Genomic DNA, 21,217 nt, shown 5'->3' on the forward strand with positions numbered 1-21,217 from the left:
GGGCTCTCGGTGTCAGTTGGTGCCGGCGGCGGGGAAGACGATGATCTCCACGCGGCGATTGAGGGCGCGGTTTTCAGGTGTCGTGTTGGGGGCAACGGGTTCGCTGTCGGCGCGACCTTCGGCCTGGATGCGCACGGCGCTGCCCAGTTGCTGTGCGAGGGCCTGGCGCACGGCGTCCGCGCGAGCTTGCGAGAGGTGCCAGTTCGACGGGAAGCGCGCGCTGCGGATCGGTACGTTGTCGGAGTGGCCGCGCACGAGAATCGACCCGTTGATCTTGCCCACAGCGTTGCCGATACGCGTCAGCAGCTCGGCGAAGCTTGCCGAGATGTCGGCGCTGCCGGCGGCGAACAGCGTGTCGCCGCGCACCAGCACGATGCTGCGGTCGGACAGGTCACGTACTTCGACTTCGCCCTTGCGGATTTCTTCGGGCAGGAAGGTCTGCAGACGCGGCGGAATCTTGGGCGCCAGCTTGGGTGGCGGCGGTGGCGGTACCTGCAGGCCGAGGATTGCGGAGAAGGTGGGGTCGGACTTGCGGTTGAGGTGCCATGAGGCGCCGAGGTAGATCAGGAACAACAACAGTGCTGCGATGGCGGCGATGGCCCACAGCGGGATGCTGTCGCGCAGCGGGCGCGTAGCGCGCGCCGTGGTCTGCCACTCGGGCGAGAGCTCGCGCGTCGGCTCGCCCCGCTCTTTCTGCAGCAGTTGGGCGAGGCGTGCGCGCACGGCATCGAGTTGCGCGCGGCCGTTTTCGATGACGCGGAAGCGGCCTTCAAAGCCCAGCGCGAGGATGATGTAGAAGAGTTCCAGCAGGTTGCGGTGCTGGGTCGGTTGTTCGGCGAGCTTGCCCAGCAGCGCGAAGGCTTTTTCACCCCCCCAGGCTTCGTTGTGGAACTGCACCAGCAGGCTGCGCTGGGCCCAGATCTTTTCGCCCCACGGGGTGCTTGCGGCTGTTTCGTCGAGGAAGGTACACAGCGCGTAGCGCGCGCCAATGACGTGTTCGTTGAGAATGCCGGCTTCACGTGCGCGCTGCTCGAAGGTCTGGATAGCCTTGGTAAGCGTCTCGCGCAGACCCAGCGGGTCCGGGTGATGCACCGCGCGCAGTTGCGGCGTGAGATTGAGCAGCGGGCTGGCCGCCGCGACCAGTGGATTGAGACCGGCGTTCCAGTCGAGTGCCGAGAGCTCAACGCGCTCGAAGCTGCCACGCGCCGCAGCCGGCTGGGCCGCTGCGGCGGGCTGTGCTGCGCGGGCGCCGGGCGTCGGGATCTGGAAGTTCTGCGTTTGCGGGGCCAGTGGTGCGAAGGGATCGTTGTCAGTCATGGTGCCCAACTCTTTCAGGAAAGCACGCCGGCGTGGCGTGTCTTGCAGCGATCAGTGATTCAGTGCGTGAGGGCGGCTATCGGCATCAGGACTTGATGGCCCACAGCGAAACCTCCAGTCCGGGGAAGTCACCAGACACATACATGCCCAGGCCGCCAGAGCTGTCGAGTTGCTTCCACAGGTCACCCGAGGTGTCGAGCTCGAAGTAGCTGAAGCCGGCGTGGAACGGGATCTGGCGCGGCGCAACGGGCAGCGGACGCAGGGCGATGCCCGGCAGCTGCAGGTTCACCAGCTCGCGGATCTTCTCGACCGGGCCCAGCTTGGCTTGCACCGGGAAGCGGCTACGCACCGCTTCGCTCGGTACCTGCGCGCCAACCGCCAGCACGAAGCCGGCCTGACGCAGCAGGCCACGATCCGTGATGGTGCCGACGTAGCGGCCTTGCTTGTGGTCGACCAGTTCGATCTGGATGGCGTTCTGCTCAAGGATGACCGACAGGCCGCGGCGGATCTGGCGCATCGTGCCATCGAAGCACAGCTGCTGGTTGTCATGCTGATACAGCGGCAGGTCGGTTGGACGGCGCTTGTCTGCGGTCAGCGTAGCGAGTTCGCCCGCGAGTTCCAGCATCTGTGTGTAGAGGCGCTCGGGGTGGAGTTGCTCGATCGAGGCCAGATGTTCGAAGACCGGTTGCTGGCGATTGATGGCGAGCAGGAACAGGAAATCGGCGATCTCCGACACGCCGCCGTGACCGGCTTGCGACATGCGGCCGGCCAGCGCGTCGCCGCGCTGGCGCAGCAGGCCGATGATTTCGCGCTGCATGGATTCGAGCTGGTCGTTGCTGCGTGCGGCGAGCATCGGCGGGATGTAGCCGCGGTCGACCAGCAGGGAGTTGTCGGGGCGGCGCTCGGTGACGCGTATCACGCCAATCTTCACGTAGGCATCCGAGAGACGCGATTCGACGTCCAGCACCAGGCACGGCTCACCGGTCTGCACTACCTCGCTGGCGGCACTGGCGCAGGCCGCGTCCGGCAGGGTTTCTTCGCTCAGGCTGTAGCGCGCCAGCGGGTCCTGGCTGTTGCTGTCGTTGACTTCGGTGGCGAAGCCACGGCGCAGCGGCAGCCCCAGGCAGACCAGGGCGTCGCGCGTGTCGGCCGGGAAGTCGAAGGCCAGTGGCGCAGCATGGCCGGCAGGAAAGTCGAAGGGAGTGCCGTCGGGGAGGACCCCCGAGGCCTGCTTGATGGCGACCTTGCCGAGCGCCAGCGCAGCGTCATCGATCTCGAGGCGAAGAAAGCCCCAGTAGAAAGGAGCCAGACTGCGCGTGCGCGCATCGAGTCGCCATTCGGCGTGGCGATCCTGCTGCTGGAAGTGCTGCGGACGCAGGAACAGACCTTCGGACCAGACTACCTTGCTGAACCAGGACATGTATTTGCTCGGTTGATGTGATGACGGTGAATGGGGGGCGCGGGACGATCAGTCCTTGGCGACAGTGATGCTGACCTTGTCGCCCACGGCGGTGATGACGATCTTGTTGAGCTTGTTGGGGATCAGGACTTCCGAAGCCCGCCAGCTTGCCTTGTCGATGTTGCGGAATGCTGCAACCACGCCGACGAACTTGGCATCGGCCGTCTCGCGCTTATCGAGTACACGCGATTCGCCCGGCTTGAGCATCAGCTCTTCGCGCCACTGCATGGACTCGGCGAGGGTTTGCTGTTCCTTTTCCCACAGCGAGAAGAAGTCGGCCGTGCCGAAGGCCGTCGTGTTGCGCAGCAGGTATACCCGTACGGCGATCGGTGTAGCGCGCTTGCGGCTATCGACGTTCACTTCGTTGTCGGCCTTGACCGTGATCTGGGCCGTCGTTGGCGCCTTGCTGAACAGTGAGCAGCCGCCCAGCAACATGGCGGGCAGCAGCAGGGTGCCCAGCGCCCGGGTCAGGGAGGGAGGGAGGCGGCGTTGTGTTTCGTACATGGCATTCACATTCGTGTCTCTTGTTGGAGGTACATATCCGGTTCCGACTCCGGGGCGTTCGTTGAACGAAGGATTCCGACTGGCAAGCGCCGCAGGCGATGTCAGATGGCCGGACCGCCATGATTCTGACCAGCAACGGCCATTCGGGCAAGAATCCGCGTGACTTTGCGTGCAACTTTGCGAGGAGTTGGGACATGCGAGGTTGGCATGCCCATCATCTGCTGCACGCGATATACCCACGAGCTTGTGACTAGACTATATTAGTGCGCTGGCTGGAACTGGCCGCCAGCCCTGCCTCTTAGGGCGCGCCGGTCCGCGCAGTATCCGACAGCTATAAAACACCAACTGCCTGAAACACGGGAGAACGAATGTCGCTGAATGTGGATGTGAGCAGCCTGCTGTCGTCTTTGGGCGATGACGCACCCTGTGGTCCCAACCTGGAATACGACGCCGAGTTCCTGGCCCTTGAAGAGGCCGCCCGCTCACAGCCCGGGCAGGAATTCGGTAACGACGGTGGTGGTGTGCTGGCCATCGAAGGCCAGGGCGCAGACTGGGGCGAAGTGCGTCGCCTCGCCGAAGCCTTGTTCCAGCGCACGCGCGATCTGCGCGTTGCCGTCTATTACATGCGTGCGTTGCTGCGCACCGAGGGTTTTGGTGGGCTTGATGCTGGCTTGAAGCTAATTCACGGCTTGCTGGAAACCCACTGGGATCATGTGCATCCGCAGCTCGATCCCGATGATGACAACGATCCCACCATGCGCATCAATTCGCTGGCACCTCTGGTGGCCAGCGATGCGCTGATCGATGACCTGCGTGCTTCATGGTTGCTGCGTTCGCGCCAGTCCGGTGTGCTGACCGTGCGCAATATCGAGGTTTGCCAGGGCCGCTTGTCCGCTCGCGACGGCGAAGATGTGTATTCCGAGAGCCAGTTGGCCGGCATGCTGACCGAGGCGATGGCACAGGACGAGAGCTTTGCTGCTTCCGTGCAGGGCGCGCTGGATCTGGTCAAGCAGTTGTCGTCCCTGCTGCAGGATCGCGTCGGCGCATCGGCCTCGATAGACCTGCGTCCGTTGCAAGACATCATCTTCAGCGTCAAGCGCGCGCTGCCTGAAGGCGTCGCCGCAACCGACCCCGAAGTTGGTGCCGAAGAGGGTGAGGGTACCTCGTCCGGTGGTGGTGGCGGCAGGGCTGCCCGTCCGGGCGAAATTGCTTCCCGACAGGACGTAGTGACAACCCTCGAACGATTGATCCAATATCTTGAACGTACCGAACCGACCAATCCGGCATCAATGCTGTTGCGTCGCGCCCGGCGCGTGATGGACATGAACTTCCTCGAAGCCATCCAGGAGCTTGCTCCGGATGGTGTGGTGCAAGCGGAGCAACGTACAGGGGCTCAGCTGGGCTCAGGCGAGTAAGAAGTTGTAAGACAGCAGTCAGATTGAATTCCACGACGGAGAGCTAGCATGGCGACCAGTAGTCAAAAGTTCATTGCGCGCAATCGCGCACCCCGCGTCCAGATCGAGTACGACACCGAGTTGTACGGCGCCGAAAAGAAGGTGCAACTGCCCTTCGTGATGGGCGTCCTGTCCGATCTCTCCGGCAAGCCGGCTGAGCCCCTTGCGCCGGTGGCTGACCGCAAGTTCCTTGAAATCGACGTCGACAATTTCGACAGCCGCATGAAGTCGATGAAGCCGCGTGTGGCTTTCCAGGTGCCGAACTCCCTCACGGGCGACGGCAGCCTCAATGTCGAGCTGACCTTCGAGAGCATGGACGATTTCACGCCCGCTGCTATCGCGCGCAAGGTCGATTCGCTCAACAAGCTGCTCACAGCCCGTCAGCAACTCGCCAACCTCGTCACCTATATGGATGGCAAGAGCGGCGCTGAAGAGCTCATCTCCAAGGTGCTCAACGATCCGGCCCTGCTCAATACGCTGGCGGCTGCCCCGAAGCCCGAGGGTGAATAATCCCCTCCCCGGACATCCACACCGATACGAATTCAAGGAGTTTCAGCATGGCTGAGTTGGAAAAGAGCGCCCTCGGCGGCGCAGTACTGGAAGGTAGCGATCTCGAGTCGCTGTTGCAGCGCGAGTTCAAACCCAAGACCGATGAAGCGCGTGGCGAGGTGGAACGTGCTGTGCGCACGCTGGCCGAGCAAGCCCTGTCGCAAACGACGCTTATTGGTTCCGATGTCGTCAAGTCGATCGAAGCCATCATCGCCGAGCTCGACAAGAAACTGTCCGAACAGATCAACCTGATCATGCATCATGAAGACTTCCAGAAGCTGGAAGGCGCATGGCGCGGTCTGCACTACCTCGTCAACAACACCGAAACCGACGAGATGCTCAAGATCCGCGTGATGAACATTTCCAAGGCTGATCTGGGCAAGACCCTCAAGCGTTACAAGGGCACGGCCTGGGATCAGAGCCCGCTGTTCAAGCGCATCTACGAAGAAGAGTATGGCCAATTCGGTGGCGAGCCCTTTGGCTGTCTCGTCGGCGACTACCACTTCGATCAGAGCCCGCCCGACGTTGAGCTGCTCAGCGAGATGGCCAAGGTGGCCGCTGCTGCGCACTCGCCTTTCATCGCCGGCGCTTCGCCCAACATCATGCAGATGGATTCCTGGCAGGAGCTCGCCAACCCGCGTGACCTGACCAAGATCTTCAGCACGCCCGAATACGCGGCCTGGCGCTCGCTGCGTTCGTCTGACGACGCCCGTTATCTCGGTCTTGCGATGCCGCGTTTCCTGGCTCGCGTGCCCTACGGTGCGAAGACCAATCCGGTTGAAGAGTTCGACTTCGAAGAAGATACGGGCGCTGCCGACCATAGCAAGTACACCTGGGCCAATTCGGCTTACGCCATGGCCGTCAACATCAACCGCTCGTTCAAGGAATACGGCTGGTGCTCGCGCATCCGCGGTATCGAATCGGGTGGCGCCGTTGAAGGTCTGCCGGTCCACAGCTTCCCGACCGATGATGGTGGTGTGGACATGAAGTGCCCGACCGAAATCGCCATCAGCGACCGTCGTGAAGCCGAGCTGGCACGTAACGGCTTCATGCCGCTGATTCACAAGAAGAACTCGGACTTCGCGGCCTTCATCGGCGCTCAGTCGTTGCAGAAGCCCGCCGAGTACGACGATCCCGATGCGACGGCCAACGCCAACCTGGCCGCGCGCCTGCCGTACCTGTTCGCTTGCAACCGCTTTGCGCACTATCTGAAGTGCATCGTGCGTGACAAGGTCGGTTCGTTCAAGGAGCGCGACGACATGCAGCGCTGGCTGCAGGAATGGATCATGAACTATGTGGACGGAGATCCTGCGCACTCCTCCGACGACACCAAGGCACGCCGTCCTCTGTCTGCGGCAGAAGTGATCGTCGAAGAAGTCGAAGGTAATCCCGGCTACTACACCTCCAAGTTCTTCCTGCGTCCGCACTACCAGCTGGAAGGCTTGACCGTTTCACTGCGCCTGGTATCGAAGCTGCCTTCGGCCAAGGGTGCTTGATCGTTTGGTAACCATTGACCGGCCCATCCGGGTCGGCGCCCTCACAGGAGAGTAAAAATGGCTGTAGATATGTTCATCAAGATTGGCGACATCAAAGGCGAGTCGAAAGACGAAAAGCATGCCGATGAAGTCGATGTTCTGGCCTGGAGCTGGGGTCTGTCCCAGTCCGGTACCGCCCACCACGGTACGGGTGCCGGTGCTGGCAAGGTCAACGTGCAGGATCTCAGCCTGACCAAGTGGGTCGACAAGTCGTCCACCGCTCTGCTCCTCGCAGCCTGCAAGGGCACGCACATCAAGGAAGCCAAGCTCACCGTCCGCAAGGCCGGCGACAAGCCCCTTGAGTACATCAAGATCACGCTGACGGACGTGCTGGTGTCGTCGGTGCAGACCGGCGGTAGCGGTGGTGAAGATCGCCTGACCGAAAACGTCGTGCTGAACTTCGCCAAGTTCAAGGTGGAGTACACCGAGCAGCTCGCAACCGGTGCCGGCGGCGCAGCGACCACGGCAGCCTGGGACATCCCCGCCAACAAGCCGGTGGGCTGATGATGGCGGGCAACGCGGCGGCATCAGCCATGCCGCGTTGCAGGTTTGCCTGATCGCGCACGGCGCCAAACGGCGCCGTGCGCGTATTGCTGTTCAAGAATCGCGTAGCCAAGGAGCGCAAAATGCCCAGTGCAGCAAACGGACCGGACGTGCTGGCCGCCGGTGGCGGCGACATGTTCCTGAAGATTCAGGGCTCCCGGACGGGGGCGTTCAAGGGTGAGTCGCGCGATCCTGCGCACCTCGACGAGATCCAGGTCGTCTCCTGGGGATGGGGTATGTCGGGTAACGCCAGCGCGTCGGCTTCTTCGGGTGGGCGCACCAGCGCCGTGAGCCAGGTGAGTGCGCGCGAGCTGGAAATCGTCAAGCGCGTCGATAGTGCGACGACGACCCTGATGGGCGCCCTGCGCAACAATGAGATGCTCAAAGAAGCTGTGTTGTCAGTGCGCAAGGCGGGCGGGGCCAATCCCGTTGAGTACCTCAAGATCACGCTGACCAATGCGCGCGTCAAATCGCTGAACATCGAGTCCGGCGCGGGTGGCGTGTCGGAGGCGCTGGTCGAACGCATCGGCTTCGTATTCCAGGGCATCACGGTCGACTACCGTTCGCAGGGTACGGCGGGCAACAGCGGCGCCACGAGTTCTTTCACGGCAGAATTCAACAAGGACGCGTGATCTGCCGGCGCGGATGCGTCGGGAGAGTCATTTCATTGCCGGCAGGCGGCGCGCTGCGGCCCGTCGGCAACATGCTGAAACACCCCAACGGAGAGTTGCATGAGTCACATCGCCGATGCAGAAGCCAGTCTGCGTGCGGGAGATCCGGAAGCCGCGCTGCAGAAACTGCAGAACGCGGTGCGCGAGAAACCCTCAGATGCGAAGCTGCGCATCTTCCTGTTCCAGCTCTTGTCGGTGCAGGGTAGCTGGGAGCGTGCGCTCAATCAGCTCAACGTCTCGGCCGAGCTGGATGCCAGCGCATTGGCCATGGCCCAGATGTATCGCGAAGCGCTCAAGTGCGAGCTGCTGCGCGCTGAGGTGTTTGCCGGCCGCAAGTCACCCGTCATTTTCGGTCAGCCCGAGCAATGGCTGGCGCTGCTCATCGAATCGCTGCTGCAGGCTGGTCATGGCAATGCCGAGCACGCTGCCGCTTTGCGCGAACAGGCATTCGAGCTGGCACCGACGACCAGCGGCAGCATCAATGACCAGCCGTTCAGCTGGATCGCTGATGCCGACATGCGCCTCGGCCCGGTCTGCGAAGCCGTCATCAACGGTCGGTACTACTGGTTGCCGTACTCCAACCTCGTGCAGATCGATATCGAAGAGCCCGAAGACCTGCGCGACCAGGTGTGGTGCCCTGCGCACTTCGTGTTCTCGAACGGTGGCGAGTCGATCGGCGTAATTCCAACGCGTTATCCGGGGTCCGAAACCAGCGATGACGGTCTCATCCGTCTGGCACGCAAGACGGACTGGGTGGAAGCTGCAGGCGGCATTTTCACCGGCCTCGGTCAGCGTGTGCTGACCACTGACGCCGGCGAATTCGCGCTGCTGGATGTGCGCACCATCAAGCTGGACGAGGTCGCAGGCGAAGCAGGCGAGGCCGGCGGCGAGGAGTGAGCCCATGGCGGACTTGCAGCCTCTTGATCGACTGCAGCCTGCGTTGCTGGATCGTCTGACCGACAACGATCCGACCAACCAGCAACCTGAGCCCAAGGAGCGGCGCATGCTCAGCCGCTCCGAATTTCGTGCGGCGGTGCTGCGTGACCTGAGCTTCCTGCTCAACGCAGCACGGCCCACCGATGCAGAGGGCCTGGGTGCCTGGCCCGAGGCGCAGAAATCGGTACTCAACTTCGGCATGCCTTCGTTCGCCGGTGAGACAGCCTCGACGCTGGACATTGTTGACCTGGAGCGTGCCGTGCGCGAGGCGCTGATCCTCTTCGAGCCGCGCATCAACGCGAGTTCGTTGCGCGTCCAGGGCGTGCAGGAAGGCAGCGTCCTCGACTGGCACAACCAGATCAGCATGCGTATTGAAGCGACCGTGTGGGCGCAGCCCGTGCCGCTGGACCTGTTGCTGCGTACCGACGTGGATCTCGAAACCGGGCAGATCGACGTCAAGGAATTGGGAGCTAGCTGATGGATCCGCGTCTGCTGCGGTACTACAACCAGGAACTGTTGCACCTGCGCGAGATGGGCGCAGAGTTCGCGCGGCAGTTTCCCAAGATTGCTGCGCGCCTGGGCGTGGACGGCATCGAAGTCGCCGACCCCTACGTCGAGCGCATTCTCGAAGGCACCGCATTCCTCGCTTCACGTATCCAGTTGCGCATGGACGCGGAGTTTCCGCGTTTCACCCAGCGTCTGCTGGAGATGGTGTACCCGCACTATCTGGCACCGACGCCGGCCATGCTCATCGCACGCTTCAATCCGGTGCCAGGCGACGGCAACCTGATGAAGGGCGCGCTGGTGCCGCGCGGTACGCCGTTCCGCAGCGCCAATGTCAAAGGCGATTCGGCGCCCTGTGAATTCCGTACGGCACATGCCCTGCGTTTGTGGCCGCTGGAAGTGACGCAGGCGCGTTACTTCTCCGTCGCGCCAGACCTGCCCCTGTCGAAGCTCAACCTGCCGTCGCGCATAAAGGGTGGCGTGCGGCTCAAACTGCAATGCTCGCCCGGCGCACAGTTCAGCAAGATCGCGCTCGACACGCTGCAGCTTCATCTCGCCGGGGCAAATGAAGTCGCGTTCAAACTCTACGAGCTCATCGGCGCCTCGTTGCTGGGTGTGCTCGTGATGCCGGTCGGCGAACCGAACGCTACACATGAATTCCTGCCGGCATCGCGCGTGCGTCTCTCCGGCTTCGGCGACGACCAGGCTCTGCTGCCGACGCGTCGCCGTGGCTTCAGCGGCCATCGTCTGGTGCAGGAGTATTTCTCCTTCCCCGAGCGTTTCATGTTCGTCGATGTCGACGGACTGCAGCCCGCGTTGTCGCGACGCACGAGCAATGAGCTCGAAGTCGTACTGCTCTTCGGCCAGGGCGACGCCGTGCTGGAAAGCGTGGTGGATGCCAACAACTTCCTGCTCCACTGCACGCCCGCGATCAATCTGTTTCCGCGTCGTCTGGACCGCATCCATGTCACGGATGCGAGCCACGAATTCCACGTCGTACCGGACCGTACGCATCCGATCGACTACGAGGTCTACGAGCTCAGCGAAGTCATCGGCCACGGCGGAGCGGGGCGTGCCGAACAGCGCTTCCTGCCGTTCTATGCCGACTACCACTCGGACGTATCGGGTGATCAGGCCTACTACATGACGCGTCGCGAGCCACGCCTGCCATCCGAGAAGCAGAAGCGTACGGGTTCGCGCTCAGGCTACATCGGCAGCGAAATGTTCGTCTCGCTGGTCGACCCGCGCGAAGCACCTTATAGCGGCGACCTGCGCCAGCTCTCCCTGCAGGCGCTGTGTACCAATCGTGATCTGCCCATCCTGATGCCGCTGGGCATGGGGCCGACCGACTTCACGCTCGATGTGGCTGCGCCCGTCGAGAGTGTGCGCTGCGTGAAGGGGCCCTCGCGGCCCTACTCGATGCTTGCCGAGGGTTCCGTCGCCTGGCGCCTCATCAGTCAGCTGTCTCTCAACTATCTGTCGCTGCTCGATACCAACAGCGAGGAGGGGGCCGTCGCGCTGCGCGAGATGCTGGAGCTTTATGCCAGCACCGGTGATGCCGGCCTCAAACGACAGATCGAGGGGCTCAAATCGGTTGGCGTCTCGTCGGTTGTGCGGCGTCTGCCCATGCCTGGCCCGATCTGTTTCGGACGCGGGCTGGAGATCAATCTTGAAGTCGACGAAATGGCTTTCGAAGGCGGTGGCGCCTTCCTGTTCGGCCATGTGCTGAGCCACTTCTTCGCGCGTCACGCCTCGCTCAACAGCTTCACCCAGACCGTGCTGCGTTCGCAGGCACGTGGCCAGATCATGCGATGGGCACCGCAATGCGGACAGCGGCCGATAGTGTGACGCACGACAGTTTCTACGCGAAGCTCGAAGCCGAGCCGTTCGCGCACGACTTCTACCAGACCCTGCGGCGTCTGGAGTGTCTGCACAGCGACAAGCCGCGTTGGGGTACCGCACTGCGCCCGGCAGATGAGCCGGTGCGGCTCGCGCAGGAGCCGACGATGGCCTTTGCTCCGTCGAGTCTGTCATCGTTCTCGCGCAACGAGGGTGGACGACCGCCGCGACTGGAGATCCGTTTCTTCGGCCTGCTCGGCCCCAACGGCCCGCTGCCCCTGCACCTCACCGATCACGCTCGCCAGCGCATCCTGCACGAGGGTGATGCGACCTTCTCGCGCTTCCTCGACATCATCCATCACCGCATGACGGCGCTGTTCTATCGCGCCTGGGCACAGGCCCAGCCGACGGTGAGCCTGGACCGTCCGCAGGAAGACCGCTTCGCTCACTACGTCGGTGCGCTCTGCGGCTTCGGCCAGCCCGCATTGCTCAAGCGCGATGCCGTGCCTGACAACGCGCGACGCTTCAACGCCGGGGCGATGGTGCGCAACGTGCGCAACGCCGACAGCCTGGAGTCGGCACTCACCGAATACTTTGGCCTGCCGGTCGAGATCGAACAGTACGTGGGGCACTGGATGCCCATCGAAGCGGGTGACCAGTCGCGATTGGGTAGCAGCATGCTGGCGCGTAATGCCGTTCTGGGTAGCCGCGTATGGGACCGCCAGAGCAAATTCCGCATTCGCATCGGCCCGCTGGATGCCCGGCAGTACGCAGATTTTTTGCCGGATGGATCAGCGCTGCCGAAACTTGTCGATTGGGTGAGGTTCTATACCGGTGGCGAACTGTTCTGGGATGTGCAGCTGATTCTGCGTCGTCAGGACGTGAAACCCATGGCGCTCGGAGCCACCGGGCAGCTTGGCTGGACGGGCTGGCTGGGCAAACCGCAGGAAGAGACCGATATCGACAACCTCGTGCTGGACGCGGAGCGTGTGATGAGAGCGCGCAAGGACGGAACAGGTCATCAACGCACGGCACACGGAGCGCTGGCATGAGCGTGCCCGCCTGGTTCAGTGCCTTGCGCTGGTCGGACGCGGTGAAGATCGAGGATCTGCGCCAGAACCGAGGCTTGTTGCCGCGCAAAGCCGGCATCTATGTCTTTACCAACTACGACTTTGCGTTGGAGAAGAACACTGGCGTGCTGTATGTCGGCAAGGCGGGTTTGTCGCTTTATCAGCGCGTACAGAGCTACCTGGCTGACCCGACGGATGTACAGATATTTTCCCGGCGTTCTGGCGGGACGCGCGTGTCGAGTACGCTCAAGCATCCGGGCAAGGCACAGTTGCTGGTAGAAGTTGCACAACGGATGAATCTGGGGTGTGTGCCCTGCGGCATCTGGGTGCGCTGGCTTGTGAAGACGGCGCCTGAAGTGCTTGAGGACGATCTCATCAAGTATCTGCAGCCAGCATTCAACACCAAACAACTGAAATGAAGCAGGAAGCCGGGAATCTGGAATGCGTGTTGAGGTTTTCTTCAGGTTCTCTTGTTACGAAAATTCAGCGAGTACAGACAGGGAGTTTTGAGCATGAGTGAAATCAGTCGTGTCGCATTGTTCGGCAAACTCAACAGCCTGGCCTACAAGGGCGTCGAGGGTGCTACCGTTTTCTGCAAGCTGCGTGGCAATCCCTATGTCGAGCTGGAACACTGGATTGCGCAGCTGCTGCAACTGCAGGACTCGGACTGGCATCGCATCATCCGCCACTATGGCGTTGATGAAGCCGTGCTGGCGCGCGACCTCACTGCGGCGCTCGATCGCCTGCCGCGTGGGGCGACAGCAATCTCCGACATCGCCGAGAACATCTCAAATGCCATCGAACGTGGCTGGGTGTATGGCTCACTGATGTTCAAGGACAACAACGTGCGCACCGGCTACCTGCTGTTGGGCATGGTCAAGACCAACTACCTGCGCAATGCGCTGTACGCCATCTCGCGCCAGTTCGAACGCATCAAGGCCGACGATCTTGCCGAGTCACTGCCGAAGATCGTCGGCGGGTCGCCCGAAGATGCCCTGGTCGCCACCAGTAGCGAGGCGGCGCCCGGTGAAGCCAGCGGCGCCCTGGCGCCTGCGCAGATGGGCAAGCAGGAGGCGCTGAAGAAGTTCACCACCGACCTTACGGAGCAGGCCCGCAGCGGCAAGATGGACCCCATCGTCGGCCGTGACGACGAGATCCGCCAGGTCGTCGACATCCTCATGCGTCGCCGCCAGAACAACCCCATCCTCGTTGGCGAAGCGGGCGTCGGCAAGACCGCTGTGGTCGAAGGCTTTGCGCAACGCATCGCGCGCGGCGACGTGCCGCCTTCACTGAAGGAAGTGTCGCTGCTGGTACTCGACGTCGGCCTGCTGCAGGCTGGCGCATCCATGAAGGGCGAGTTCGAACAGCGTCTGCGCTCGGTCATCGACGAAGTGCAGGCCTCCACCAAACCCATCATCCTGTTCATCGACGAAACGCATACCCTCGTTGGCGCGGGTGGCGCTGCCGGTACGGGCGATGCGGCCAACCTGCTGAAGCCCGCTCTCGCGCGCGGCCAGCTGCGCACCATCGGTGCCACGACCTTCGCTGAATACAAGAAGCACATCGAGAAAGACCCCGCGCTGACGCGTCGCTTCCAGACCGTGCAGGTCGACGAACCCGACGAGCCCAAGGCCATCCTCATGATGCGCGGTGTGGCCTCGACAATGGAGAAGCACCACAAGGTGCAGATTCTCGACGAAGCGCTCGAAGCCGCCGTCAAGCTCTCACATCGCTACATCCCTGCACGTCAGCTGCCGGACAAATCCGTGAGCCTGCTCGACACCGCCTGCGCGCGCGTTGCCGTCAGCCTGCACGCCACACCCGCTGAAGTCGATGACAGTCGCAAGCGCATCGAAGCCCTGGAAACGGAGCTGGGCATCATCGGCCGCGAGAAGGCCATCGGTGTCGTCATCGGTAATCGCGAGACCGACACGTTGGCGCTGCTGGCTGCCGAGAAGGAACGCCTCGCTGCGCTGGACGCACGCTGGAACGAAGAGAAGGCGCTCGTCGACGAGCTGCTCGCCCTGCGCGAGAAGCTGCGTGCCGGTATCCAGCCCGTTGAAGGCACGGGCAGCAACCTCGAAGCCGCTGCCGCAGAAGCGGCGCCCGCCGTCGCACCCGCTGCTCCCGCGATGAGTGACGCCGAACGCGAGAGCCTGCAAACCCAGCTGCGCGCCGTGCAGGAGAAGCTGCAGACGCTGCAGGGCGAGTCGCCGCTGATCCTGCCGACCGTTGACTACCAGGCTGTCGCGGCTGTCGTCGGCGACTGGACCGGCATCCCTGTGGGCCGCATGGCACGCAATGAGATCGAGACCATCCTCAAGGTTGCCGACCACCTCGCACAGCGCGTCATCGGTCAGGACCACGCCATGGAGATGATCGCCAAGCGCATCCAGACCTCGCGTGCCGGTCTCGACAATCCGAGCAAGCCCATCGGCGTGTTCATGCTGGCCGGTACCTCGGGTGTCGGTAAGACCGAGACTGCGCTCGCCTTGGCCGAGGCCATGTACGGCGGCGAGCAGAACGTCATCACCATCAACATGAGCGAGTACCAGGAAGCGCACACCGTTTCCACGCTCAAGGGCGCGCCTCCCGGATACGTCGGTTACGGCGAAGGCGGCGTGCTGACCGAAGCCGTACGCCGCAAGCCGTATTCCGTCGTGCTGCTCGACGAAGTCGAAAAGGCTCACCCTGACGTGCACGAGATGTTCTTCCAGGTCTTCGACAAGGGCTTCATGGAAGATGGTGAAGGCCGTTTCATCGACTTCAAGAACACCCTCATCCTGCTGACCACCAATGCCGGCACCGACCTCATCGCCAGCATGTGCAAGGACCCCGAGCTGATGCCCGATCCCGAGGGCATGGCCAAGGCATTGAGAGAGCCGCTGCTTAAGATCTTCCCGCCCGCGCTGCTCGGTCGCCTCGTGACGATTCCGTACTACCCGCTGTCCGACACCATGCTCGGCCAGATCGTCAAGCTGCAGCTCAACCGCATCAAGAAGCGCGTTGAAGCCCGCTACAAGATTCCGTTCGAGTATGGCGACGATGTGGTCAAGCTCGTCGTGTCGCGCTGCACCGAGAGCGAATCGGGCGGCCGCATGATCGACGCCATCCTCACCAACACCATGCTGCCGGACATCTCGCGCGAGTTCCTGACCCGCATGATGGAAGGCAAGGAAATTGCAGGGGTCCGTGTGTCTGTAACGGGCGAAAGTTTTGCCTATGACTTCAACTGAAACCTGACATTGGAACAATCTGATGGGAACCCGATTTTCAGAGGCCTATAGCGAGGTGCTCGATGGCCTTGCCAGCAAGAAGCTGTCGAAAGACGACAAGTGGCAGGCAATCATCGTGCGCGCGCGCAAATTCGCAGCCATTGATGGCTTCAATGTGGGTGAAGCCAGTGTGGTGAATGAGCTACGTGCAAAGCTCTCTGTGGCTGCAGTGAAAGGAACGAATGAAGCAGTATCTCTGCTCGAAGCGGCCGGCGAGGATCTGAGTGGTAAGGGCGCTGGCGTGATGATCGATGCGGATCTTGCGCGGCGCCTCGGCGCCTTCAAAACCTTGCGTCACACCTATTTGCTCAAGCGGTTTGGTGCGCACAAAGTATGGTGCGTGTCGATTCCGCCGGCTTTCACCGACTGGCCTCACGAGGCGCTCAAGGGTGGCCTCGCGGGTGCGACGACTAAGCTTGCTGACACGACGGAACGTTTCTCACTGGAGCAGCGCAAGAATCTCAGTGATGCCTCGGCCGAAGGGATGAAGTGGGTGCAGCGTGCCATGACGGTTTGCAGCAATGTCAAGAAAGACACTAACTTCGCGAAGGTTGCCCGCTGGTTCGCCGACGCATCCAGTACCGATGCTGACGTGGTGGCCGCTGCGGCAACGCTCAATGCGGGCCTGAAAAAAATTGCCGCCAAGCTGATGTCAGGTCACCTCATCTATACAGACTCTGTGTCCGAGCGCGGTGGTACTGATAACGATGGGGTGGAGGCCTTCGTCTGGGGCGACCCGCTTGATGTGGTGTACATCGAAGAAGAGTTTTTCGGTGCGCGTAATACACTTACCGGCCTTACCAATTGGGCGCGCATCGTGGTGCATGAGCTCACTCACCGCGAGCTTGATACCGAAGATCATGCCTACGAACACCAGGGCATCAATCCCCGCAAATTGACTGCCTCCAAAGCGATCGAGAATGCGGATAGTTGGGCCTGGTTCTGTGCTGATTGCGGTGGCGCATTGACCGATGCGCTGATCAAAAATGCGATGGCTCGCTAATTTTGCGCTGCTATGTGCCGCGCTTAGCGCAGGCGCCGGCTGCGCCAGCAATGCAGCAGCCATTTCCACCAAGGAACCCATTGTCATGAAGAAGTCAGGCAGCCGTATTCCCGCGCCCCAAGTGGAGGCAGTCGAGCACGCCGGGGTGCGCTACGAGCAGATCAAGAACGGATTGGTGGCCGGTCTGGACCAGATGGGCGGATATCTGGCAGCGCATGACGCAGCAACTGGCGCACGGCTGTGGGTGCTCAAGGTCTACGACAACACCCGCGTACCGGGCAAGGAAGGTGACGTGCAGGACGTCTTTTTCAAGAGCATGGTACTGCAGCCCGACGGCAAGCTGCGGATCGAAAATGAGCGTGGTCTGCGTTTTATTGTGGATCCCGCCGCGAGAACCTCGACGCTGCAGCCTTGAAGCAGGGTCGCCGCGACGTTCAATCGTTCGGGTGATCGCACAGTTCCCCCATCTGTGGCGAATGTAGTCCGCGACGGCGTGCGATACGCACATGCTGGCGACGGGCTACATGAAGATTGCGGCAGCCTGCAACGACAGCAGTGTCGTGATTTCCGATGAGCCCGACGATCGCAACACGGGCGGCTGGAAAGACTGGGCATTCATCTACACCGCTGAATCGATGAGCGTGATTTACCTGCAAGGGGCCTGGCTTGCGAAGGCTGGCGAAGTGGCGCCCAGCAACCAGAGTCCCCTGTACCGTTGCGCACGCACCATCATTCACGAGTTGTCGCACAAGCAGGTGTCGACCGAAGACATCGTGTACGGCCCCAAAGGTCTCAAGCCGGAGGGCTCCACCGTGCTGACGCCGGAATACGCTTTGCACAACGCCGATAGCTGGGCCGACTTCTGCGGCGATGTGCTGGGCAACGTGCCGGCCAGCGCAGTCACCGAGGCCTTGTCGTGATACGCGTCGGCCTTGCTGCGCTGCTGGCCTGCGCGGCGTGTGCGCAGAACGTGAGCGCCGACGCCACAAACAACAGAAAGGATGTGCAAATGGAATCAGCAAAACGCCGGGCGCCGACAGCGCGACCCGTATCGCATGCCGGCATTCGCTACGAGCAGATGCGTCGCCCGATGGAGCATGGTTTCAAGCAGGCGGGTGGCGTGATTGCTGCGGTCGATGAAGCGACGGGCAAGCAACTCTGGATGGTTCAACTCTACGAGATCCAGTTTGACGAGAAGGAAGAGCGCGACGCACAGGAGGTGTACGTCGCTTCGCTGTCACTGGATACCAAGGCTGGCGTGCTTACCGCCATCGACGAGCGCAAGCGCACTTGGAAACTCAGAGTCAGTGACGGTAAGCCGCTACCCTGATCGCTGACCAGACGCCGGAATACGCTTTGCACAACGCCGACAGCTGGGCCTATTTCGCGGTGGATGTGCCTGGTTACCTGACCGGCACCGACAAGACGAATGGCGAGACGTCGTGCAAGGCCATCATCAAGACGCCAACGCGCACCCTCACGCCAAGGTGAGTCTCTGGTGCTACAAGGAAAACAGCAAGGATGATGACGATAGCCCCGAGCAGGAGCGCAGTGAAATCCCCGAACCGGCACCGCTGCTGGCAGGCGGCATCCGCTACGAGGCGATTTCCTGGGGCAAGGCGCGCTGGCTAGGCCAGAACGGAGGCCACATCGCAGCGATCAATGTCGCCAGCGATGCCGAACTGTGGCTGCTGCAGGTCTACGAGATCGCCTACGACGACGAGCTTGAAGAGGACACCGCAGGATCTCGACATGCCCCGACCTGAACGCAAAGTCGCTGAGTGCCGCCTTCATCGTGGCGACGTTGAGCTGCGCGACCTGGTTGCTGGACATGGTCTTCCCCAGCCTGGTCAATCCTTGTCCAGCCCTTCCACGAGCGCCTCAAAGACGTCGGCTGCATTGCCTTTGTCCTCATTGGCACTACTTCCCGAGGCGCTGACTCTCCGCCTGGTCTTTTGCGGTTGCTGCACGGCGAGAACGACCAGGGGCCCTATGAGGGGTAGCAGCCAGACGAGAGAAAGCTGGGCTGACCTCTGGGGGCGTTCAATCAGCGGATCGCGACAAACAACAAGCGTCGCCTTGATGGCAATCCACAACAGGGCGGCCAGCGTCACGACAACAAACAGCAGTTCGTGAGTGGATGTCATCCCTGGTCCTCGGCGAGTTGTCGGTACTGCGCCGGCTTAACCATCAACTGGTACCTCCGGCGTATCCAGTATGAGTTGATAGAAGCCCAGATCCAGCCAGCGCCCGAACTTGAATCCGGCTTGCCGGATGGTGCCTGCATGGGTGAAGCCAAGCTTCTCGTGCAGCGCAATGCTGCCGGTGTTCTCGATATCGATGCCGCCGATCAGCACGTGCACCGCGTTCTCCCGCGCCATGGCAATCAGACGTTGCATGAGTGCCAGACCAATGCCTTTGCCACGGTGATCCTTATGCACGTAGACCGAGTGCTCCACCGAGTACTTGTACGCCGGAAAAGCGCGGAATGTGCCGTAGCTTGCGAAGCCCAGCAAGACGCCTGCGTCATCTTCCAGGCCAATCACCGGGAAGCTGTTTGATGCCTTGGTCATGAACCAGGCACGCATCGATTCCAGCGTGCGCGGCTTGTAGTCGTACAAAGCCGTCGAGTTGAGGATGGCCTCGTTGAGGATGTCGAGGATCCGGTCGGCATGGGTATCGACGTGGCAAGAGATGAAGCGCAATCAATCCTCCTTGGGGGTGAAGCGGATCGGGGGCAGGAGTTCGCCATGAACGGGTAGCCTGGATGCAGCGCAGCGGAATCCGGGGGCAGTGCAGCACGTGGAGTCCCGGATTCCGGCTTGCGCCTGCATCCGGGCTACTTGCTGCCCGCATAGAAAATGCACCAGGCTTCTTGATCCTCATCGTTCTTGTACTTGAAGGATGACGACCAGAAATGCTCGTCTGAACTCAATGTCTTCTTTTACGACTCGCTCAACCGGTCTACATACTTCATTACATAGTGGTGAGACAGAAAGGTCTCGACCACGCAATACGATGGAATGGCGAGCATCAGTGCGATGAAGAAAACCCAATAGCGATTCAACTGGAAGCCAAGGCGCTTCTTCAGAACCTGTTTGATCAGCAGGGCTAGTACGATTGGAGGTAGCAATAGCCATATTGCAAACTGCCCAAGCACAAACAAGATGGCCCAGACTATTGAGAAGAGGGTTGATAAGGTGTCGCTCAGGTTTTGTGAACTGCCTGACTTGAGATGGATGCGTCATGATGCCGCGCTATTCGCGCTAGGCAGATTTCGTGCGGTGCTCTCACCGTGTGGAGGCTAAGAGATCACACGGGTTCGAGCGGCAACCTGGCGCGGCTACTTCGTAAGCATGTACATGCCAGTCCCACAGAAGGCGATATACATGACGTAAATTGGGAAGTGCAGCGGATTGAATGGCCACTCACCTGGTTGAGATCTAATCAAGAACGTTAGTCCATACAGCCCCGCCAGCGTCAGAAAAGCCGAGGCTGAGAACAAGCCTGCATGGACAGGATTTTTGTTTTTGACTGCTCGAATGCATAGCCACGACAAATAAAGAATCGTTCCAATCCCACATAAAAATGCGGCTAGAGCTGAGAGTAGGGTGCCAGGCAGAAGAAGCCCCATCATCAGGTCATACATGACGAATATCCATCTGGTTGTTTTGGAGTCTTTGACAGGAGGCCGGCCCGGGCTACTTCTGAGCGCCTTCTGGTGATGTCTGTACTTGGATTGTAGGGACTGCACTGCGTGTATGGCATCGTTTGCGATGACAGGTCTTTCAGCGTCGCGGAGTTTTCATGCTCCGCTTCCGCTGATTCCCCCGCCCGCTCGCAAGCCGCCCCTTGATGGCTTTCCGCTTTGCCGCAGTCTCATCGGCTTCGATAGAGAAGTTCTCATGCTTCCCCGTCTTGGGGTCAAAGAAGCCGATGTAGCCGCCGGGATTGACGTTGAAGGATTTGAGCGTCTTGCGCTTGTGGCCGCGGCCGAGGAAGTCGTTGCGGGCACCAGGTTCCGAGCCTTCGGTGAAGTAGAGCGGCAGCACGAAATTGGAGACGGTGACGCCGTCGATTTCGTAGGTCTCCGATTGCACGGCGTCGCACATCTCGAACCAGTGGAAGACCTGGCGCTTCTCGGTGGGGTGGGGGCCTTGCACGAGCAGGTTGGCGAGCGGGTCGGCAAGCAGCTCCAGCGCTTCGTGCGAGAAGGTGGCTGTCCAGGATTCGCCGAGTTCTTTTGACAGGCCGGTGAAGACGAATCCGTAGGGGATGCCGTTGTTGTTGGCCTCGTGGTAGCCCAGGGCGTCGTCGACGTTGGGTTCCTTGAGCAGGTAGAGGATCGCATCGCCACGCAGGTCGGCGAAGGATTGTTTGGTCTTCGTGCTGCCGCCGTGGCCCTCAAGACGCAGACGCGCGCCGAAATGCCAGTAGGGTTCGAAGTCTTCGCTGATCTGCCGGTTGATGGCGCGGATGACGGTCTGCAGTTCGTCGTCCTTGATGTGACCGGCGGTGAGGTTGATGACGGAGATGAGCATGCGCAGCCTCCTGCGGA

At 61.5% G+C, this 21,217-nt stretch carries 23 protein-coding genes; 17 read left to right on the forward strand and 6 right to left on the reverse strand.

Annotated elements, in window-relative coordinates:
• Positions 1–12: 12 nt before the first annotated feature.
• The 3 genes from ABEA02_RS13200 to tssJ all read right to left on the reverse strand — a co-directional run bounded on the left by ABEA02_RS13200 (position 13) and on the right by tssJ (position 3,280).
• Positions 13–1,317: a DotU family type VI secretion system protein gene (locus ABEA02_RS13200; RefSeq protein ID WP_345533475.1), complete on the reverse strand. Its 1,305-nt coding sequence runs from the start codon at positions 1,315–1,317 to the stop codon at positions 13–15.
• An 85-nt stretch (positions 1,318–1,402) separates the two neighbouring features.
• Positions 1,403–2,737 carry a type VI secretion system baseplate subunit TssK gene (gene tssK, locus ABEA02_RS13205; RefSeq protein ID WP_345533477.1) on the reverse strand — a complete coding sequence of 445 codons (1,335 nt, stop codon included), beginning with the start codon at positions 2,735–2,737 and terminating at the stop codon, positions 1,403–1,405.
• 48 nt (positions 2,738–2,785) lie between these two features.
• Positions 2,786–3,280, reverse strand: coding sequence for a type VI secretion system lipoprotein TssJ (gene tssJ / locus ABEA02_RS13210; RefSeq protein WP_345533478.1), 495 nt, complete (start codon positions 3,278–3,280; stop codon positions 2,786–2,788).
• Positions 3,281–3,648: 368 nt separating this feature from the next.
• Here tssJ and tssA point away from each other — a divergent pair, with 368 nt between their 5' ends.
• From tssA to ABEA02_RS13295, 17 genes are all read left to right on the forward strand, one after another.
• Positions 3,649–4,695: a type VI secretion system protein TssA gene (gene tssA / locus ABEA02_RS13215; RefSeq protein WP_345533480.1), complete on the forward strand. Its 1,047-nt coding sequence runs from the start codon at positions 3,649–3,651 to the stop codon at positions 4,693–4,695.
• A gap of 48 nt (positions 4,696–4,743) precedes the next feature.
• Positions 4,744–5,244 (forward strand): type VI secretion system contractile sheath small subunit, encoded by a 501-nt coding sequence (tssB, locus tag ABEA02_RS13220; RefSeq protein ID WP_345533482.1) that lies wholly within the window; start codon positions 4,744–4,746, stop codon positions 5,242–5,244.
• Between the two features lie 47 nt (positions 5,245–5,291).
• Positions 5,292–6,779, forward strand: a complete 1,488-nt coding sequence (gene tssC, locus ABEA02_RS13225) for a type VI secretion system contractile sheath large subunit (RefSeq protein WP_345533484.1) — start codon at positions 5,292–5,294, stop codon at positions 6,777–6,779.
• A gap of 57 nt (positions 6,780–6,836) precedes the next feature.
• A complete protein-coding gene (locus ABEA02_RS13230; RefSeq protein ID WP_345533486.1) occupies positions 6,837–7,322 on the forward strand; it encodes an Hcp family type VI secretion system effector in 486 nt (161 codons plus the stop codon).
• Between the two features lie 122 nt (positions 7,323–7,444).
• Positions 7,445–7,993, forward strand: a complete 549-nt coding sequence (locus ABEA02_RS13235) for an Hcp family type VI secretion system effector (RefSeq protein WP_345533488.1) — start codon at positions 7,445–7,447, stop codon at positions 7,991–7,993.
• A 99-nt stretch (positions 7,994–8,092) separates the two neighbouring features.
• Positions 8,093–8,929, forward strand: a complete 837-nt coding sequence (locus ABEA02_RS13240) for a type VI secretion system accessory protein TagJ (RefSeq protein ID WP_345533490.1) — start codon at positions 8,093–8,095, stop codon at positions 8,927–8,929.
• A 4-nt stretch (positions 8,930–8,933) separates the two neighbouring features.
• Entirely contained in the window at positions 8,934–9,446 is a 513-nt protein-coding gene (tssE, locus tag ABEA02_RS13245) for a type VI secretion system baseplate subunit TssE (RefSeq protein WP_345533492.1), read from the forward strand.
• On the forward strand, positions 9,446–11,320 hold the full coding sequence (gene tssF / locus ABEA02_RS13250) for a type VI secretion system baseplate subunit TssF (protein ID WP_345533493.1): 1,875 nt from the start codon (positions 9,446–9,448) through the stop codon (positions 11,318–11,320). Before tssE ends, tssF begins: the two co-directional genes overlap by 1 nt.
• Positions 11,284–12,363 (forward strand): type VI secretion system baseplate subunit TssG, encoded by a 1,080-nt coding sequence (gene tssG, locus ABEA02_RS13255; RefSeq protein ID WP_345533495.1) that lies wholly within the window; start codon positions 11,284–11,286, stop codon positions 12,361–12,363. The genes tssF and tssG overlap by 37 nt, the downstream gene beginning before the upstream one ends.
• Positions 12,360–12,800 carry a GIY-YIG nuclease family protein gene (locus ABEA02_RS13260; RefSeq protein ID WP_345533497.1) on the forward strand — a complete coding sequence of 147 codons (441 nt, stop codon included), beginning with the start codon at positions 12,360–12,362 and terminating at the stop codon, positions 12,798–12,800. The genes tssG and ABEA02_RS13260 overlap by 4 nt, the downstream gene beginning before the upstream one ends.
• 93 nt (positions 12,801–12,893) lie before the next feature.
• Positions 12,894–15,617 carry a type VI secretion system ATPase TssH gene (gene tssH / locus ABEA02_RS13265; protein ID WP_345533499.1) on the forward strand — a complete coding sequence of 908 codons (2,724 nt, stop codon included), beginning with the start codon at positions 12,894–12,896 and terminating at the stop codon, positions 15,615–15,617.
• 22 nt (positions 15,618–15,639) lie between these two features.
• Complete coding sequence (locus ABEA02_RS13270; RefSeq protein WP_345533501.1) at positions 15,640–16,659, forward strand: M35 family metalloendopeptidase; 1,020 nt, start codon at positions 15,640–15,642, stop codon at positions 16,657–16,659.
• Positions 16,660–16,744: 85 nt separating this feature from the next.
• On the forward strand, positions 16,745–17,074 hold the full coding sequence (locus ABEA02_RS13275; RefSeq protein ID WP_345533503.1) for a hypothetical protein: 330 nt from the start codon (positions 16,745–16,747) through the stop codon (positions 17,072–17,074).
• A 109-nt stretch (positions 17,075–17,183) separates the two neighbouring features.
• A complete protein-coding gene (locus ABEA02_RS13280) occupies positions 17,184–17,579 on the forward strand; it encodes a M35 family metallo-endopeptidase (protein ID WP_345533505.1) in 396 nt (131 codons plus the stop codon).
• Positions 17,580–17,668: 89 nt separating this feature from the next.
• On the forward strand, positions 17,669–17,989 hold the full coding sequence (locus ABEA02_RS13285; protein ID WP_345533507.1) for a hypothetical protein: 321 nt from the start codon (positions 17,669–17,671) through the stop codon (positions 17,987–17,989).
• Positions 17,990–18,015: 26 nt separating this feature from the next.
• Complete coding sequence (locus ABEA02_RS13290) at positions 18,016–18,150, forward strand: hypothetical protein (RefSeq protein WP_345533509.1); 135 nt, start codon at positions 18,016–18,018, stop codon at positions 18,148–18,150.
• A complete protein-coding gene (locus ABEA02_RS13295; RefSeq protein ID WP_345533511.1) occupies positions 18,147–18,425 on the forward strand; it encodes a hypothetical protein in 279 nt (92 codons plus the stop codon). The genes ABEA02_RS13290 and ABEA02_RS13295 overlap by 4 nt, the downstream gene beginning before the upstream one ends.
• Before the next feature lie 84 nt (positions 18,426–18,509).
• On the opposite strand, the gene ABEA02_RS13300 is transcribed toward ABEA02_RS13295, so the two are convergent.
• The 3 genes from ABEA02_RS13300 to ABEA02_RS13310 all read right to left on the reverse strand — a co-directional run bounded on the left by ABEA02_RS13300 (position 18,510) and on the right by ABEA02_RS13310 (position 21,200).
• Positions 18,510–18,806 carry a hypothetical protein gene (locus ABEA02_RS13300; protein WP_345533513.1) on the reverse strand — a complete coding sequence of 99 codons (297 nt, stop codon included), beginning with the start codon at positions 18,804–18,806 and terminating at the stop codon, positions 18,510–18,512.
• A 36-nt stretch (positions 18,807–18,842) separates the two neighbouring features.
• The gene (locus tag ABEA02_RS13305) at positions 18,843–19,364 is read right to left on the reverse strand and encodes a GNAT family N-acetyltransferase (RefSeq protein WP_345533515.1); all 522 of its coding nucleotides are present in this window, start codon (positions 19,362–19,364) and stop codon (positions 18,843–18,845) included.
• A gap of 1,083 nt (positions 19,365–20,447) precedes the next feature.
• Positions 20,448–21,200, reverse strand: coding sequence for a hypothetical protein (locus tag ABEA02_RS13310; RefSeq protein WP_345533517.1), 753 nt, complete (start codon positions 21,198–21,200; stop codon positions 20,448–20,450).
• Between the last annotated feature and the right edge of the window lie 17 nt (positions 21,201–21,217).

Source organism: Viridibacterium curvum, from assembly GCF_039544165.1.
Taxonomy (GTDB): domain Bacteria; phylum Pseudomonadota; class Gammaproteobacteria; order Burkholderiales; family Rhodocyclaceae; genus Viridibacterium; species Viridibacterium curvum.